General features: G+C 38.4%; 16 protein-coding genes. 5 read left to right on the top strand and 11 right to left on the bottom strand.

The window, feature by feature from the left end:
* Positions 1–67 precede the first annotated feature (67 nt).
* The 3 genes from GQR54_RS10930 to GQR54_RS10920 all read right to left on the bottom strand — a co-directional run bounded on the left by GQR54_RS10930 (position 68) and on the right by GQR54_RS10920 (position 3832).
* The gene (locus tag GQR54_RS10930) at positions 68–1072 is read right to left on the bottom strand and encodes a LacI family DNA-binding transcriptional regulator (RefSeq protein WP_165726368.1); all 1005 of its coding nucleotides are present in this window, start codon (positions 1070–1072) and stop codon (positions 68–70) included.
* Between the two features lie 62 nt (positions 1073–1134).
* Entirely contained in the window at positions 1135–2457 is a 1323-nt protein-coding gene (locus GQR54_RS10925) for an MFS transporter (RefSeq protein ID WP_165727734.1), read from the bottom strand.
* Positions 2458–2503: 46 nt separating this feature from the next.
* Complete coding sequence (locus GQR54_RS10920; protein WP_166377631.1) at positions 2504–3832, bottom strand: GH1 family beta-glucosidase; 1329 nt, start codon at positions 3830–3832, stop codon at positions 2504–2506.
* 258 nt (positions 3833–4090) lie between these two features.
* Between GQR54_RS10920 and GQR54_RS10915 the strand changes: the two genes are divergently transcribed.
* Positions 4091–5365, top strand: a complete 1275-nt coding sequence (locus tag GQR54_RS10915; protein WP_166377630.1) for a sugar MFS transporter — start codon at positions 4091–4093, stop codon at positions 5363–5365.
* Positions 5365–7917, top strand: coding sequence for a glycoside hydrolase family 3 N-terminal domain-containing protein (locus GQR54_RS10910; protein WP_166377629.1), 2553 nt, complete (start codon positions 5365–5367; stop codon positions 7915–7917). Before GQR54_RS10915 ends, GQR54_RS10910 begins: the two co-directional genes overlap by 1 nt.
* A 187-nt stretch (positions 7918–8104) precedes the next feature.
* Here GQR54_RS10910 and GQR54_RS10905 read toward each other — a convergent pair whose 3' ends face one another.
* Together GQR54_RS10905 and GQR54_RS10900 are read right to left on the bottom strand one after the other, a co-directional pair.
* A complete protein-coding gene (locus GQR54_RS10905) occupies positions 8105–9058 on the bottom strand; it encodes a GGDEF domain-containing protein (protein WP_197192928.1) in 954 nt (317 codons plus the stop codon).
* 354 nt (positions 9059–9412) lie between these two features.
* A complete protein-coding gene (locus GQR54_RS10900) occupies positions 9413–10303 on the bottom strand; it encodes a TIGR01777 family oxidoreductase (RefSeq protein WP_166377627.1) in 891 nt (296 codons plus the stop codon).
* Between the two features lie 170 nt (positions 10304–10473).
* On the opposite strand from GQR54_RS10900, the gene GQR54_RS10895 reads away from it, so the two are divergent.
* Positions 10474–11511 (top strand): AI-2E family transporter, encoded by a 1038-nt coding sequence (locus GQR54_RS10895; RefSeq protein ID WP_166377626.1) that lies wholly within the window; start codon positions 10474–10476, stop codon positions 11509–11511.
* Positions 11512–11580: 69 nt separating this feature from the next.
* Here the strand turns inward: GQR54_RS10895 and GQR54_RS10890 are convergent, their stop codons facing one another.
* From GQR54_RS10890 to GQR54_RS10865, 6 genes are all read right to left on the bottom strand, one after another.
* Entirely contained in the window at positions 11581–12660 is a 1080-nt protein-coding gene (locus GQR54_RS10890; protein WP_166377625.1) for an FAD-dependent oxidoreductase, read from the bottom strand.
* A 286-nt stretch (positions 12661–12946) separates the two neighbouring features.
* On the bottom strand, positions 12947–13357 hold the full coding sequence (locus tag GQR54_RS10885) for a hypothetical protein (protein ID WP_166377624.1): 411 nt from the start codon (positions 13355–13357) through the stop codon (positions 12947–12949).
* Positions 13344–14681: an ATP-binding protein gene (locus tag GQR54_RS10880; RefSeq protein ID WP_010552535.1), complete on the bottom strand. Its 1338-nt coding sequence runs from the start codon at positions 14679–14681 to the stop codon at positions 13344–13346. The genes GQR54_RS10885 and GQR54_RS10880 overlap by 14 nt, the downstream gene beginning before the upstream one ends.
* The gene (locus tag GQR54_RS10875; RefSeq protein WP_007375447.1) at positions 14675–15349 is read right to left on the bottom strand and encodes a response regulator transcription factor; all 675 of its coding nucleotides are present in this window, start codon (positions 15347–15349) and stop codon (positions 14675–14677) included. The genes GQR54_RS10880 and GQR54_RS10875 overlap by 7 nt, the downstream gene beginning before the upstream one ends.
* Positions 15350–15352: 3 nt before the next feature.
* A complete protein-coding gene (locus GQR54_RS10870; protein ID WP_002959808.1) occupies positions 15353–15610 on the bottom strand; it encodes a PepSY domain-containing protein in 258 nt (85 codons plus the stop codon).
* Positions 15611–15772: 162 nt separating this feature from the next.
* On the bottom strand, positions 15773–16075 hold the full coding sequence (locus GQR54_RS10865; RefSeq protein ID WP_197192927.1) for a YciI family protein: 303 nt from the start codon (positions 16073–16075) through the stop codon (positions 15773–15775).
* A gap of 189 nt (positions 16076–16264) precedes the next feature.
* Between GQR54_RS10865 and GQR54_RS10860 the strand changes: the two genes are divergently transcribed.
* Both GQR54_RS10860 and GQR54_RS10855 read left to right on the top strand, forming a co-directional pair.
* Positions 16265–17689, top strand: a complete 1425-nt coding sequence (locus GQR54_RS10860) for a sodium-dependent transporter (RefSeq protein WP_166377622.1) — start codon at positions 16265–16267, stop codon at positions 17687–17689.
* 111 nt (positions 17690–17800) lie between these two features.
* Positions 17801–18253, top strand: a complete 453-nt coding sequence (locus tag GQR54_RS10855) for a DUF1311 domain-containing protein (RefSeq protein WP_166377621.1) — start codon at positions 17801–17803, stop codon at positions 18251–18253.
* The last annotated feature ends 20 nt before the right edge of the window (positions 18254–18273 follow it).

Raw genomic sequence — 18273 nt, 5'->3', positions numbered from 1 at the left:
ATACAAAAAGCGGCATTTAGCCGCTTTTTTTGTACCAAAATCAGTACTCGTTTTTAGTCTTTGGTTTTTATTTAATAAGTGGTGCTGATGAATCGCGCTGCATTAAAGTAGGTTCAAAAAAACGATTTATAACGAGGTTTTTATTTTGATATACGTCTTTAAGTACTAATTTAGCAGCCATTTCGCCCATTTTCCCGACCGGATTATCTATGGTCGTGAGTGTAGGGTATAGGTAGTTTGCAAAAATAACGTTATCAAATCCAACAATCGATAAATCAATTGGTAAGTTATAACCGTGCTCTCGTGCATACTTCATGGCACCGGAGGCCATTTCGTCATTGGCGCATACCAGTGCAGTAAAGCTAAGTTTTTCATCAATAAAATGTTTTAAGCCTTTACTACCGCCAGTTTCGTTAAAGTCGCCAATATAAAAAAGCGTAGGATCAAATTTTACACCAGCCTCTGTAAGCGCTTGTTTGTGACCTTCTAAGCGGTTAAAAGCATCGGCTTTAAACTGCGGGCCTGCAATATACGCTATTTGTGTATGGCCTTGATTTAATATCGATTTAGTGGCTAGGTAACCACCTAATTGATTATCTAGGCTGATGCAGTTGTCTTTTAGTTGCTCTACGTAACGGCTCATTAAATAAACGGGTGTAGAGCCTTGGCTTAGTTTTATTAGGTAGTCGTCTGAGACAGCTTCTACGTGCAAAATAATAGCATCGCAGCGTCTGCTAATTAAAAACTCAATGCCTTCTTGTTCTTTGTCTTCTTCACTGTGTCCGGTAGTAATAATAACGTGTTTACCCGCAGCACGAAGCTCCGACTCAATACCTGCCATCATTTGGGCAAAGAAAGGACCATGTAACTCAGACACTAAAATACCGACACTGTTAGTACAGTTAGAGGCTAAAGATTGCGCTATTGAATTAGGCTTGTAGCCAAGCTGCGCCATAGCATCAAGCACTTTTTGTTTAGTTTTATCGCTTACACGGGTATTTTTGTTCATCACGCGAGAAACGGTGGCTAACGATACGCCCGCAAGCTCTGAGACTTGATAAATTGTTGCCATGTTATTTGTTCACTCGCTTATCCTTAACTACTTCGGCTAAATAATACCTTAGAGTATATATCTTAACTAGCTGTTAGTTTAGATTGAATATTTTCAACAACCTGATTAGTCAGTGTATATTTTTTCATTATGTAGGCAACAAATAATGAGCCAAAAGCAGGTAGTACAGTGAATGACAGTAAAATACCGTGTTGGGTATCAAGAGTTTGTACTGCATCGGCCTGATAACTGTAAAAAGATAACAACCAGCCTGCAATTGCGCCGCCTACAGCCACGCCCATCTTAATAAAAAATATAACGCCTGAATAAACCAAACCCGTAATGCGTACACCTGTTTTTTCATGCCCATAATCTATGGTGTCGGCCATTTTTGCCCACAACAACGGGGTTGCCATATCTAAAAAGAATTTCCATAAAATAAAGGCAGTGAATGCGAGTACTAATTGATCTTTACTAATAAAGTAACTAAAACCACAAATAGCGGCGGCAATAACTTGTAAGCTTATATAGGCCTTTATTTTACAAAAGCGCTTTGCAAGTGGTTGAGCTAAAGCACAACCTACCATGCTGGCTGCAACACCTAGCGTCATAAATAAAGTGATTAAATCGTCTCGACCTAAATAGTACTTTACGTAGTAAACAGCAAGCGTAAGCCTTAATACTTGCCCGGTAAGTAAAAAGAATGCAGCTAAGCAAAGTGTTCGCCATTGATCGTTTTTAATTAATGCTTTAACACTTTGTGCAAAAGGAATGTTTTGCTCTTTAGGCTGTTGTATACGCTCTTTTGTGCCTAAAAAACAAAGTAAAAACAGTACAAGGCCTAAAATACTCATTGCAGTCATTGTGTATTGATAACCCTTTGCTGCATCGCCTTGGCCAAAGTACTCAACCATTGGCATAGTACAACCCGCTACTATTACGCCGCCTAGCATACCAAATACAAACCGGTAAGACTGAATAGTCACGCGCTCTTTTGCGTCGCTTGTAAGTACGCCGCCCAATGCACAATAAGGAATATTAATAGCGGTGTAGACAACCATAAGCAGAGTGTAAGTAGTAAAAGCGTAAATTATTTTATCGGTGCCTTCTAAATCAGGCGTAGTGAACGCTAAAATACTAATAATGGCAAAAGGAAGGGCAAGCCAAAGTAAGTAGGGGCGAAAGTGCCCCCAGCGCGTATGTGTTTTATCTGCAAGGTTACCCATTAATGGGTCGGTTACAGCATCAAAAATACGCACTGCTAAAAACATAGTACCTACAACAGCAGGCGATAAACCCACTACGTCTGTGTAGTACAGCATTAAAAACATCATAACTGTTTGAAAAATAATATTACTGGCGGTGTCGCCTAAGCCATACGCTATTTTTTCTTTTACACTGACCATGATTGTTTATCCCGCTTTATACTTGTTTTTAGTTGTGGGTATACTCTTATCTTTTAGAGATGAGTTCTTTATAAGCTAAGCCACTATTTTTAATGGTGCGTTGCTGCGTCTTATAATCTACATACACAATACCAAAACGTTTTAAATAACCTTCTGCCCACTCAAAGTTATCCATTAAGCTCCAAGCAAAGTAGCCATCTATAACAACACCTTGTTCAATCGCATTATGAACCGCATTTAAGTGATCATTATAGTAATTTAAACGATCTAAGTCGTTAACTTCACCATTATTATATGTATCGGGCATGGCTGCGCCATTTTCGGTTATATAAATAGGCGGTAGCGTGTATGTTTTATTAAGCGATACGAGCAGGTCGGTGAACGATTGCGGGTAAACTTCCCATCCCATATCAGTCAACGGACCCGTAGGTGCAATGGGTTCATAAATGTCAGTAGGATGCGCCTTATAAACTTGGCGGGTATAAAAGTTAATGCCTAAGTAATCAATTGGCTGAGAAATTAATTCCATATCACCAGGGTGTATGTCTGGTAAATGATCGCTTGGTAATTGGTTTATTATATCGGGGTACTTACCATCCATTATTGGTTTCATGTACCACTGATTTAAGTAGTCATCAGCGTATTTGGCACTGTCTATGTCTTGTTGATTATCGGTAAGTGGATATGCGGGTGTAAAGTTAAGCACAATGCCGTTTTGAGTATTAGGCGATGTTTTATTTAGCACGTTCATGGCCAAACCATGAGCGAGTAATAAGTGATGAGCTGCTTTTTTACCATACTGCTTGCCGACTAAGCCTGGGGCATGTATGCCAATTTCGTAACCCAAAAACGCGCTGCAAAAGGGTTCGTTTAATGTAGCGTACGAATACACTCGTGTTCCAAATGCGTTAGTAATTAGTTCTACGTATTGCTCAAATGCATAAGCTGTTTTTCTGTTGAGCCAGCCGCCTTCATCTTCAAGGTGTTGCGGTAAATCCCAGTGGTACAAAGTAACAAAGGCTTTTATATTTTTTCGTTTTAGCTCATCTAAAATATCAGTATAAAACTTAACGCCTACAGGATTTAACTTTCCGTCTTGAGTCATCACGCGAGGCCATGAAATAGAAAGCCTGTAAGCATCAACACCTAGAGACTCTATTAAATCTATGTCTTGTTGCCAATTATTGTAATGATCGCAGGCAATATGACCATGTGAATTGTCAGCAATTTTACCTGCAGTACTACAAAAGGTATCCCAAATACACGGTAAGCGATGCTCATATCCGCCCTCTATCTGAAATGATGCTGTAGCTACACCATAAATAAAGTCTTTTGTTAATAGAGGTGAATTAAATGGTAATGATATTTTTGTCATTGGTTACAAACCTTTTTGAGAACTTAATTGCACGCTTAGCGCTTATTTTTACTGACTTTCAGCGGGTACAAAACATTATTAAAAATAAAAGTTGTTGAAATATGTAACATGTTCGTATTTAATTAGCCGTGAAAGCGCTTACATTTTTAGATTAATGTTAATTAATCTTCAGGTCAACTCTTAAATACTGCGCCTTAGCGGGGTTTGTATTAATTACTTACTGAAGATCAATTTATAATAATAAATTGCGGAGAGCACATGGCTAGTTCAGCACCACTGACATCACACACACAGTCGCAAAACCACCAAGATAAAAACTATGGTTTTGCACTTACATCTTTAACTTCACTGTTTTTTATGTGGGGTTTTATTACCTGCTTAAATGATATTTTGATTCCGCATTTAAAAGCGGTTTTCGATTTAACGTATGTACAAGCAATGCTTGTGCAGTTTTGCTTTTTTGGCGCTTACTTTTTAATGTCACTCCCTAGTGGACACATTGTTAAAAAGCTTGGTTATAAAAAAGGAATCGTGGTTGGGCTTTTAATTGCGGCAGTAGGGTGTGTCTTATTTTACCCAGCAGCGTCTTTACATAGTTATCCTGTATTTTTATTCGCTTTATTTGTACTTGCCAGTGGCATAACGTTATTACAAGTATCTGCAAATCCTTATGTAAGTTTGTTGGGTTCAGCAAAAACAGCGTCTTCTCGTTTAACGCTTACTCAAGCTTTTAACGCGTTAGGCACTACGGTTGCACCATCATTTGGTGCTCTGTTAATTCTGGACTCAGCGTCAGAAGCCTTTTTAACACCTGCACAAAATGCAGAGTCAGTTCAACTTCCTTACCTCCTTTTAGCTGCAATGCTTATTTTACTAGCCGGTATTTTTGCATGGCTTAAATTACCAGACATTATGAGCGAGCAAAAAGCAGAAGCCGAAAAATCAGAGGCAATTGAAGGCAGTGCTTGGCAGTATCGCCATCTTGTATTAGGTGCTGTGGGCATATTTATGTATGTTGGCGCAGAAGTGGCAATTGGTAGCTTTTTAGTAAGCTTTTTAGCACAAGAACATATTGCAGGGCTAAAAGAGCATGTTGCAGCTCATTACATCACTTATTATTTTGGTGGTGCTATGGTTGGGCGTTTTATTGGTGCTGCTGTAATGCAAAAATTACCCGCTGGTAAAGTACTTGGCTTTAACGCGACCATGGCTATTATTTTAGTCGTTATTGCCATGAGCACGTCGGGTCAATTAGCAATGTGGTCAATACTATTGGTTGGTTTATTTAATTCTATTATGTTCCCCACTATTTTTAGTTTAGCGTTAAATGGACTTGGTAAGCATACCGCTCAAGGCTCTGGTATTTTGTGTTTGGCGATTGTAGGTGGTGCAATAGTGCCACTTTTACAAGGTGCACTTGCTGATAGTGTGGGTGTTCAACTTTCGTATGTTTTACCTATTTTATGTTACATATTTATCGTGTTCTATGGTTTAAGCGGTAGCAAACCAGTTCAAGCGCAGGAGACTCTATAATGAAAACCCCTTTTACACTTAATAAAATAGCCTTAGCAACATTAATTGCATCAGTAGGTACTTTATCGGCTTGTTCAAACGACGCAGTAACATCGGTTGAAACTAATGAAACGTTATCTAAAACAGCGCAAATTTGGCCAAAACTTAATATTGCCGTTAAAAAAGATGCCGATATTGAAGCTAAAATAGTTAACTATTTAAAAGCCATGACACTTGAGCAAAAGGTTGCTCAAATGATTCAGCCAGAAATTCGTGATATTACCGTTGAAGACATGCGTAAATATGGCTTTGGTTCATATCTTAATGGCGGTGGTGCATTCCCTAATGGCGACAAACATGCAACACCAATGGACTGGGTAGCCTTAGCAGAGAGCTTTTATCAAGCTTCTGTTGATGACTCACTTGATGGCAGTAGTATCCCAACTATGTGGGGCACCGATGCAGTACATGGTCATAATAACGTAATTGGCGCGACGCTTTTTCCACATAACATTGGTTTAGGCGCGGCTAATAACCCAGATTTAATAGAGCAAATAGCGTCTATTACCGCAGTAGAAGTAATGGCTACGGGGATAGATTGGGTATTTGCACCCACTGTAGCAGTAGTACGAGACGACCGATGGGGCAGAACGTACGAAGGCTACTCAGAAGATCCAAAGATTGTTCACGATTATTCAGCAGCCATAGTAAATGGATTGCAAGGTAAAGCCGATGGCGACTTTTTAAGTGACAAGCGTGTAATTAGCACGGTTAAGCACTTTATTGGCGACGGTGGCACCGTTGATGGGGATGATCAGGGAAATAATATAGATAGCGAACAGTCGCTATTTGATATTCATGCCCAAGGTTATGTAGGTGGCTTGTCGGCGGGTAGCCAATCGGTTATGGCATCTTTTAATAGCTGGAATGGCGTTAAAAATCACGGCAATAAATATTTACTTACTGATGTATTAAAAACACGAATGGGTTTTGATGGATTCGTAGTAGGCGATTGGAACGGTCATGGGCAAATTAAAGGCTGTACTAACGAAAGCTGCCCAGAAGCTGTAAACGCTGGTCTTGATATTTTTATGGTGCCAACAGGCGCGTGGAAGCCATTATATGAAAATACAATTGCACAAGTAAATGCAGGTAAAATAAGTATGAGCCGCATTGATGATGCGGTTGCACGTATTTTACGCGTAAAGTTACGCGCTGGGTTATTTGATAAACCAAGCCCGGCTAAGCGTCTTTACTCGGGTAAAACAGAACTTATTGGCGCGCAAGAGCATCGCGAAGTCGCACGCCAAGCTGTGCGCGAATCGCTTGTATTACTTAAAAATAAAAATAACCTATTACCTATCGCAGCTAATCAACGCGTACTTGTTGCAGGTGATGGTGCTGATAATATAGGTAAACAGTCGGGTGGTTGGAGTATTACGTGGCAAGGGACTAATAATAAAAATGCAGATTTCCCTGGAGCAACGTCAATTTACAAAGGGCTTGAAGAGCAAATATCTGCAGCAGGTGGAAGTGTTACTTTAAGTGCTGATGGCACGTTTGAGCAACGTCCAGATGTTGCCATTGTTGTATTTGGTGAAGAACCTTACGCAGAAGGGCACGGCGATAAAGATAACCTTGAGTTTGAGCGCGGAAATAAAAAGTCATTAGCACTTTTAAACTCGCTAAAAGAGCAAGGCATTCCTGTTGTATCGGTGTTTATATCAGGTCGACCTATGTGGGTTAACAGCGAACTTAACGCATCTGACGCGTTTGTAGCTGCATGGTTGCCAGGTACTGAAGGCGCAGGTATTGCTGATGTTTTATTAAAAGCGGCAGACGGCACCATTCAAAATAACTTTAAAGGTAAATTATCGTTTTCTTGGCCTAAATCAGCGGTACAAACTGCGGTTAATAAAGGCGATGAAAATTACGACCCATTACTCCCTTATGGTTTTGGTTTAACGTACGGCGATAAAAACGTGTTAGCTGACGACCTTGATGAAGACTCTAAACTTGATAACTCAGGGCTTACGAGTATGGATATACTTGTTGGTGCACCTGTAGCACCATGGCGCTTATTGTTAAAATCGGGCGATGAGCTTTTAGATGTATCGAGTAGTACTCATGAATTTGGTGCAATTAAATACCGAACTGAGGACAAAATAGTACAAGAAGACGCTCGCCAATTTAGCTTTAGCGGTGCAGAAAAAGCCAGTGCTGAAATAGTAACAAGCTTTGCAGAAGATACCATTGCCTACGTTGAAGCCGATAGTGTGATTAGCTTTGATATTAAATTAAACGAAGCACTAACGAGCGATATAGCACTTGCTATGACTTGCTCGGGCGAATGTGGTGCAAGCATTGATTTAGCAAACGTTGTAGATAAAAGCATTGAGAATAAATGGCAGTCAGTATCAATCGATTTAGGTTGTTTTGCTGATAAGGGTGTTAATTTTGCAAACCTAACAAGCCCATTTAGCTTACGCAGCAATGGTAAAGCATCAATTTCTGTGGCTAATATTCAGTTTGTGCCTAATAAAGCAGGCGAAGCTACACTGTCTTGTAAGTAGTTTATTAACTCTATTGTGTATACCAAAGCCCTTCGAATGAAGGGCTTTTTTTATGTAGAGGATTAATACTAACCTGCATAAATACTTGAGCTAATTGATATAACTAAATAGGAGCAAGTGGCTATAAATACAAAGAGTTACCACGTTTTTATAGGAAGAACCTTTTTTATAATAGCTTGTAAAATAATTAGCACTGCATTAAGAGGTTTTTTTCGTCAAAGCTAACTACTTTATCTCTGCCGGTTTCTTTAGCAAGATAAAGGCGTTTATCAGCCAACGACAGTAAGTCTTTTACACTCACTTTACCATTTACAGAGTGACTCACTCCGGCGCTCACAGATAGTTTTATATGCGCGTTTTGATAATAAAACGGATGCTTAGAAATATTTTCACGTAAGTGCTCTGCATATTCTTTAGCTGCTCGTAGGGAATAGTCTGGTAGTAATATTGCAAATTCTTCACCGCCTATTCTGGCGCAAATACCCTCATCAATAAATTGCTCTTTTATGTGCTGCGCAATCCATTTAATTGCTTGATCGCCCGTGTCGTGGCCGTACTTATCGTTTACATGCTTAAAAAAGTCGATATCTAGAATAATTATAGATACATCTATATTATTGTTATTAGGTTGTTTAAGGACTGCTTTGGCGTTATTAAAAAAACCTCTGCGATTAAATAACTGTGTAAGAGAGTCGGTATTGGCAAGGTTCGATAGCGTGTATTCACTATTAGAAAATAACAAAAATGGCAGTATAAGAGCACTCAGTGTGGCTAATAGTAAATGACTAATAAGCACAATTTGCAAAGGGGTTGCTACATCTTGAATACTCGAACTAAGTACCGGTATTGATAGAAATATAGCATTTAAAAACATAACTCCACTGTGCACTAAAAAGCAGGTAATTAACGCCTTTTTCTGGGCTTTAGCAACAAAGCTCATGCTTTTGATTAAATACGCTGTGTAAATAAATAATCCGGCAATTACTAAACTCGTTAGCATTTTTGCTGCACCGAAAGGATAAATTGCCAATAACAATAAGCTAGAAAAACCAAATATGCAGTAAAGAGGCATTAAGCTAATATTTTGTACGTTTTTGTATTTATATAGTCCAACAATAATTAAAAGTGGGCTAGTAATCATTGAAACACTAGCCAAATAGTGGGTTATTAAAGGAAGATCTATGAATAAGCGCAAACATGCTAGTATTTCGGCTAATGCGAATGTGGCACAGGCTAAACCAAATAATAAAAAAGATGTTTGTTTTTTATATTTATAAATTGAGAGAAAAAATAAACTTATGAACAAGTTAAGGATAAAAGAGAAGAAGATCACAGTAGGCAAATGAAACATGATTTATTCTCTTTATTATAAAATGATGAAATATATATTTAACTAACTGTTGTAATTATTATGTATTAATAAGAAAAGGTCAATTCAGTTAAAAGGATTGCTTTTTCAATTTTTATATTTTACCTCAAGAATTATTAACGCCCGCTAAACCAAACTCTCTAAAGCTGATTTAATATCAGGATGATGAAAACGATAATTATGAACGAGCGCCTTTTTAGGGACTACAAATTGTCCCGTTGTTAGTAAGTCTGACATTTCACCCATTAATAGTTTAAGTGCTGCAGTGGGCATAGGAATAAATGCAGGTCGCGATAACGCCTCGCCTAAGCTTTTACCAAATTGAGCATTGCTTACAGGGTTTGGCGCAGTTGCGTTAACAGGGCCAGATATTTCTGGATGCTTAATAATAAAAAGTATTAGCTGAATCATATCGTCGATGTGTATCCACGACATTCCTTGCTCGCCATTACCAATTGGGCCGCCTAAACACAATTTAAAAGCGGGTAGCATTTTACTTAATGCTCCACCTTTTTTAGCTAAAACAATACCCGTGCGCAAAAGGCACACTCTGGTGTGTTCTGATTGCGCGAGTAGCGCTGCATTTTCCCAGTCTTTACAAAGCTGGTGGCTAAATTCGTCGTGTGGGTTTTCAAAAGTTTCATCAATAGGGTTACTATTTTGTCGACCATAAAACCCAACGGCGCTTCCAGATATAAAAGTATGTGGGGCAGTGCTACAAGCTTTAATAGCTTCACTAATTTGTTGTGTAACACCAATACGGCTGTCGCGTATTATTTGCTTTTGTTTGTCGCTCCAGCGTTTATTTACAATAGGCTCGCCAGCTAGATTAATAACAATATCAACAGTGTTAAAATCTACTGCATTAACATTGCTTACGGCTTTAACTTTATGGCCCAATAATACGTTTGCTTTAGTCGGATTTCGGCTAAGCACAGTAACAGTATTATGATGAAGTAAAAAAGGGCATAAGTGCTTACCAATTAATCCCGTCGCGCCAGTAACAAATATATGCATTATTAATCCTTACAATAAAATAGTAGCAAGTGATTAAAAAACATACTCGCTAGCAAACAGCTTTGCAAATTTATACGTAAAACAGGCTTTTATGATCACTTCGTAATTATTTCATTTAATTACCTTTTGCCTTACACTAAAGCCATATCATTAATAAGAGGATTAATAAATTGGCAAGTTTAACTGGAGTAAATAAAAGCTTAATAGTTTTTGCTTCCTTAGTGGTCGTACTCGCGGGGATAAAAGCGGCAAGTGTAATTATTATTCCGTTTATTTTGGCGGCGTTTATTGCCATTATTTGTAATCCGCTTATCAAGTTTTTTGCGCGCTACCGAATTCCTAAAGGCATTGCTGTTATGTTGGTAGTGCTTATTATAGTTGGCTTAGGTGTAAGCCTTGGCGGGCTTGTAGGGCAATCAATAAACGATTTTTCGCAGCAACTTCCTGAGTATAAAACACAACTCAAAGAAGAATTTGTATGGCTTGTAGATTTAGCATCTCAATACAACATACTGATTAATAAAGAACAGTTAATCAATATGTTCGACCCAGGTAAAATGGTTGATGTAGCCACTAATATGCTCACCGGTTTAGGTGGCGTAATGGCAAACATGTTTTTAATTATTTTAACCGTTGTTTTTATGTTGTTTGAAGGGCCAATGCTGAGCAAAAAAATACACATGGCACTTGAAGATCCCGATAGCAAAATGAAGCAAATTGACCGCTTTTTAGAGTCTATTAATTCATATCTGGCAATTAAAACACTAGTAAGTTTAGGTACGGGTATTATTGCTGCGTTTTACTTATGGATTTTAGACGTTGACTACTTTGTGCTGTGGGGGGTATTGGCATTTATGTTCAATTACATTCCTAATATTGGGTCAATTATTGCGGCTGTACCGGCTGTATTACTTGCGCTTATTACTCAAGGTCCGTTAATTTCGGGATTGGTTGCTGCAGGTTATTTAACAATAAATACGGTAATGGGCAATATTGTAGAGCCTAAGTTTTTGGGCAAAGGGCTGGGCCTTTCAACATTAGTGGTATTTTTATCATTAATATTTTGGGGTTGGTTATTAGGTACTGTGGGTATGCTTTTATCTGTGCCATTAACGATGATTGTAAAAATAGGCTTAGAAGCCAGTGCTGAAGGTAAGTGGGTTGCCACTCTACTAGGCAGTGGCGAAGACGTTGCTAAAAATAACTAACATCTATAACTATCAAGGGCTGTAAAATTAAAGCCCTTGATGGTTAAGTTATCAGTAAATACAGGGCTATTAATTAACAAACAATTTAATAGCGTCATCCACCGCGTTTATTGCGCCTTCTAAATATCCTGCTTCTTGTTTTGCAAACTCACTCGCTACAAAACGAATGTTCAAGTTATTTAATTGCTCATCTAAGCCTGAAAAATCAAATTCTGGGTGCTGCGAAGGCTGAGTTTGATCGTCTCTATTAGCTACAAACTTATCGTCTGCCCAGTCTTTAATAAAATACCCCGTTGCCTTTTCAGCATCTTTACCATAAAAATAGCTAAGCTGTTGGGCACAGGCTTGAATTAATTGCTCTTTAGTTACTTGGTTTCTTGATAAGTAGGGCACACCTATAAAGCCAAATAATGCGGCGTAATTGCCATCTTCAGCACTGGCATCGTGAATTTCGACCATTGGGCCTACGCGACTAAAGCATTGTCCTGATAAGTTTTTATCACGCCAAAATGCATGTTCAAAAGTAGCTATAAATTTGGCTTGTCCTGCCATCCATGTAGGTACACTACTAAGACGGTTTATGAGCGTTGGAGTAGCCCATAGTTCAGGTGTTAAGTGTGTTGTAACCATACGAGCAGGAATAGCTGAAATTAGTTTTTCAGTAGTAAATTGCTTTATATTACCTAAGTGATTAACCGTAATTTGCCAGTTATTATCACCTTTTTTAAGCTCAGTGACATTGTGTTCTAATAACACTGAATCAGGATTAAGTTGCCCGTATAAGGCAGTTATTAAGGTATTCATGCCGTGCTTAAGCCTAAATAACTGCATATCTCCAGCACCTGCAATTTGTTGAGGCTGCTTGGCGTTAGGTGCTTGATATAACACATCACCTTTGTTGTATTGCTCAAATATACTTAAGTGGAGTGACTTTACTAAAGCTTGGATTTTTGGTTGGTGAGGAAATATCCACGTAGGACCCAAATCAAAACTAACATCGTTATTTATTGGTGATTGCGCAGCAAAAATTCGGCCGCCTAATTGCGATTTAGCTTCCAGTAATAAGTACTCAATATTAAGCAGTTGTAATTTATACGCACTGTATAAGCCGGCGAGTCCGCCACCTATAATTATTACTGGTTTAGTCATTTATTTACCTATTAGCTATTTAGCAATCTACTAGTAGGTAGTTTGTTTTGATATGAATAAATTGTCAAGTAGACTAAAGGGAACTAGTAGTGAAACGTAATACCAATCTGCTTATATACGAGGTCTATTTAACGTTAAGAAAATTACGCTAGAACTAGGCAAAAATTTTTGTATCTAGTTGTTCTAAATAAAAAATTTTTAACGACGTTATAGTGCAATTTAATTCGTTAAATTGATCAAAGATTTATGCAGGTTGGTATAACTAGTTTAGTGTGCTTAAGTTACGTTAAAATGGGTGTTTTAGTGATTCTGTAAATTGATTTATAAGCTCAATTTCACAGAGTTTATAGCTAATGGCTGCTGTTGTCATATTAGGGAGTTTTATTAAGTAGCGCCATTGACAGGCGCTCTCTAGGTACTTTTCGTTATCACTAATGCTGCGCATAAATAACGGTAGTACTTGTGTATTGCCTGTACTTTCTTGTAATTTAGTTAGCTCAAATTTACGCTTTTGTATCCAACTACCTTGCACTTGTTTTGTTTTATCAATTTGGGTGTCTAGGCATTGAATATAACGTTTAGCTTCATCGGTTGTTGCTTTAGCGGCTAAAGTACATGCCTCATCTGCAAAGCTGTACTGGCTTGTAGTTAATAGCACAATGGCAGTTAGTTTTAATAAATAGTTACTTTTTGTCATTGTAATTAAACTCTAAGATAAATTGAGCGCCGGCTAAGTTATCAGCATCGGTAATGGTAAGCGTCCCGTTATACGACTTAACTAAATCAGATACAATCGCCATGCCTACGCCGTGTCCGCTTTCGTATGTATCGAGGCGAGTACCACGTGTAAGTAAAGATTCACGTTTATCCTCTGGCACACCAGGGCCATCATCGCTAATTCCAATACACAGAGTTTTACTTTGGATTACTTGTATTTCTACTTGCGAGCGACACGCTTTACAGGCGTTATCAATCAAGTTACCGAGTAATTCCATTAAATCTGTTTGGTCACCTAAAAAGTAATCTTTTTCGGTTACGGTGCAGGTAAAAATAATATCTTTATCACGGTATACTTTTGCCATAGCACTGAGTATTGAATCGAGTACTGGCTTAATAGGTGTTTGCTTTTTCCACGTGTCTGATGCACCGGTTGCAGCACGCTTTAATTGGTGCTCGATCATCACATTAATTCGGTCGAGTTGTTCTTGTGCATCGGCATCGTTTGCCAATGGACTTGATTTAAGTACTGCAAGCGGTGTTTTAAGAGCATGAGCAAGGTCGCTTAATGAGGCTCTGTAGCGCTCTTTTTGGCGCTGTTGCGACTCAAGTAGCAAGTTTAGGTCTGCTTTTATTGTTTGCAGCTCTACAGGGTAGAGGCCTTTAATTTCTTGAATATCACCCGATTCAATCGCTTTTATTTCTTTATCGAGTCGTTGGAGTGGGCGAGCGCTCCAAATGAAACCAATCGCCATTAGGCCTGCAATTGCAATCCCCATGATAAACATCCAATCTACAAGGGTTTGCTTAAAGCCATCCATTATACGAAGTAGAGCGTCGTTACGTTTGACTAATATAAAGCGAGCTTGTTCTGATTGATCTATGTTGTTTAAAATTACAGTCAGGCTAAGTTGCCAGTACGCGGTATTATTATACTCCACACGCCTGAAGTCGGCGGCACCGGCTTTGGTTTCTATTTGTTGAGGTACATAGTTTAAATTTACAGCCGATTCTGAGTTCCAAACAGGGTCATCATCGCGGTAAATCATTGCGTAGGTGTCTGAATTTAATCTGTTTAACTCAGGCGCTAAAATAGTGCTGGGCATAATAATACCATGCTCAGTAAAGTCGACTTCAGATATTAGCGAGTAGAGCTGTGCCTCGAGGGTTTTTTCTGTCGCATCAACAAGTGAAGCGTAATACGCTTTGCCAATTGAATAAAATAAGATAGGGAGTGCGACTAATAAAACAAAGACAAGGATAAATCCTTGCCTTATTTTTAACGATATTTGCGGTATTACCACTGGCTTTTAAGCCTGTAACCACGCCCACGTAGTGTTTCTACTGGGTTTAGTACGCCTTCAGGGTCAAGCTTTTTACGCAAACGTAGTACAAATACTTCAATTACGTTTGAATCAAGGTCGAAATCTTGGTCGTAAATATGCTCAGTAAGTTCTGATTTAGAAATTACTTTTTGCGGATTTACCATTAAGTATTCAAGTACTTTATATTCGTAAGCTGTAAGGCTAAGTTCTTTATCATCAACCCATACTTGTTGTGAACGTGTATGAATTTTAATTGGACCCGCAGTCATTTCTGGATTTGCTTTACCAGCACTGCGACGAATTAATGCATTACAACGTGCAATAAGTTCTTCAACATGAAATGGTTTAGTAAGGTAGTCATCTGCACCTGCATCCAAACCTTCTACTTTATCCTGCCAGCGATCGCGCGCTGTTAAGATTAAAATAGGGATAGTAATGCCTTGTGCTCGTGCTTTATTGATTAGCTCAATACCGTCTATTTTAGGTAAACCTAAATCAACTACGGCCATATCAAGCGGGTATTCTGTAATGTGGAAAAGACCTGCTTCACCATCGTGACATAAATCCACGCTGTAACGTTCTTTTTCTAAAGCATTACGTAGGTTATCTGCTAAATGTAAATCGTCTTCAATAACTAAAATTCGCATTTGTTAATCCTTTTTCACTTCGCCGGTTTTTTTATTTATATGTAAATCAACGACGTGGCCGTCAGATTTGAGTATTCGTACGGTATAAAAATCTGTTTTTTCGGTAATTTTTAAGGTCTTACCGCCTATTGTTTTCTTTGCAAGTATTACGGCTTTCTTTTTGTCCACCTCAGCATGAGATGCTTGGGTGGCCGTCGCTGCTTGAGCAAAGTTAGCTAAGCTAACACAAGCAATAAAACCGAGGCTTAATAATACGCGCATAATGGAAAACTCCTAGACCAGACCCACTTAGTTTAATTAACTAAGTTACTAAAATTCAAGTAAAAACGCTAAATTCGCTTTTATCACAGTAATTTTAATTAAAATCTTGTGAACAAACCCTGAATTACAGTGCAACACACGCTCTTAGGGTTTAATACACTTTTAAGCAGGGAACACTTTTTTGAAAGGTTTAACAATTGTATTTTCATAGATGCGAGCGGCAACGTAAGGGTCAGCTGCTGCCCACTCTCGAGCTGCTTCTATTGACTCAAACTCAGCAACAACTAATGAACCGGTAAAACCTGCTTCTTGAGGATCTTCACTATCGACTGCCGGAAACGGACCCGCAGTTAATAAACGGTTTTGTGAATCAAGCTCACTAAGGCGTGCTAAATGTGCCGGGCGTGCTGCTTTTCTAAGCTCTAAGCTGTTTTCAACGTCTGTTGAGTGAATCATGTACAACATAAGGAATCTCATAAAAATTGTTAAATTTGATTAACGCAATACTACCACAGCGTTGAAAATTGGTGAATTAAAAGCGTATTTACACAGGTTTACACTTCGATTTTATTTTTAAGCTGTAATTGCTTGAAAATCTCTGTGTAACACTGGTAGAGTCGCTGAAATATACAAAATAATAAAAAGGTTTTATGCATGAGCGAAAATAGAGAACGATTTAGTTCCCGTCTCGGATTCATAATGGCAGCGGCAGGTTCGGCTGTTGGTATTGGTAATTTAGTTGGTTTTCCGGTTTCTGCTACCAAAAATGGTGGTGGCGCATTCTTATTAATTTACGCTTTATTTGTCGTGTTCATTTGTTTACCAGTCATGATGGCTGAAATGGCAATGGGTCGTAACGCTCAAAAAGATCCACTTGGTTCGTACAAGCTATTATCTAATAACGATAAAAAATGGAAGCTAGCAGGTTTTTTAGCGGTGCTTACACCATTTATGATTGCTGTGTTTTATATGGTAATTACGGTTTGGATTTTTGGTTACTTAACGCAAACAGGTCTCGGTAATTTAGATTTACTTGCAGATCCTGGCCACTTTGGTGTTTTTATTAATAGTTACACTGTGTTTGGCTATATGGCTGTTGTGGTTATTATTGTTAACTTAATTTTATTAGGGGGTGTTAAACAAGGCATAGAAAAAGCCGCTAAATTTTTAATGCCTGCCTTACTTTTCATGCTACTTGCCTTAGTTACTTATGTATTAACGCTTGATAACGCAATGGCCGGTGTTAAATACTACATTATTCCTGATTTTTCTAAGATGAGTGCAAGTGTACTTAATGGCGCATTAAGCCAAGCGTTTTTCTCGCTATCGCTGGGTATGGGTATATTAATGACTTACGCGTCATACATTTCTAAAAAAGATGACATTGTAAGTAGCGCTAAAATGGTCGCTATTACGGACTCACTCGTTGCGTTTGTAGCGGGCCTAATGGTGTTGCCCGCTATATTTAGCTTTGATCCAAACACAGACCCATCAGCACTTTCTGACTCGTCTGTATCAATGATTTTTGTATACCTACCTAAAATATTATTAGCACTGCAAAATGATATTGGTTATGTCGGTGCGTCTATTGTTGCGTTCTCATTCTTCTTATTAGTATTTTTTGCAGCGATTACTTCACTTGTTTCAATAGTAGAAGTACCGACAGCAACACTAAGTGACCGTAGAGGTATTAGCCGTAAAAAAGCATTGGGCATCCTTACACTTTCAACCGGTGTACTTACTATTTTATGTACAATGTCGTTTGGTATGATTGACAGCCTTACTTCGTTCACCAGTTATGGCGGCGTTAATAAGAGCTTTTTTGATATTATTGTTGATGTATTTTACGACACAATTTTACCGCTTAATGGCTTAATGGTGTGTTTGTTTGTAATGTACCGCTGGAAAAAAGCACGCTTAACGCAAGAGCTAAGCTTAGGTTCGCCTAATTATGCGGGAAGCTTGATGGAAAAGTACGTTAACTTTTCACTTTCAACGTTTATTCCTGTCATTCTAGCTGTGATATTTATAAATACAGTGGCGACTAAGTTTTTTGATTTAAAAATATTTGGTTTTTAAATAGACCTCTTTAAAAGCTTATTGAATAATATAATGCCGCTCAGTTAAGCTTAGCGGCATTTTTTATGAGCGTTTTTTTCAGGTATCTGGTAACTATTAAAAGGATTTAAAATGAATAAAATTATTATTGGGTTTGCTTTTGCTATTTCATCATTTGGCGCATTTGCACAAAGCGCTGATGGTTGGCCTGAAGGCGGTGCAATGCACACCGGCAATACTTATAATTTAGAGGGTAATAGATACAAAACTAAAATCAGTAAAATGATGGATGAAATTTACGCGCAACTAACTGATGATTACCAATTTGATGCAGTTAAAGCGCAAATATCAGCATGGGAGCAGTATATAGATGCTACATGTAACGTTGTTGGCATAGCAACGGGTGCCGGCGGCTCTTGGCCCTCAACGTATAGTGTTAAATGCGAAAGAAGCCTAAGTTATGATAGATACTTTGCGACTAAAAATGCGCTAAAGTGTGTTAATAGATTGAGCAAAGAAGAGTTTGTAGGGCGTAGCGAAAAGTTAAATTGTTTAATTCAAACATTAAATATAAAAATATTTTAAGGTTTGCAGCAGCGCTACAG

It is taken from the genome of Pseudoalteromonas sp. Z9A4 (assembly GCF_011378845.1).
In the GTDB taxonomy this organism is placed as follows: Bacteria; Pseudomonadota; Gammaproteobacteria; order Enterobacterales; family Alteromonadaceae; genus Pseudoalteromonas; species Pseudoalteromonas arctica.
This window is presented reverse-complemented; position numbering and strand designations above follow the sequence as displayed.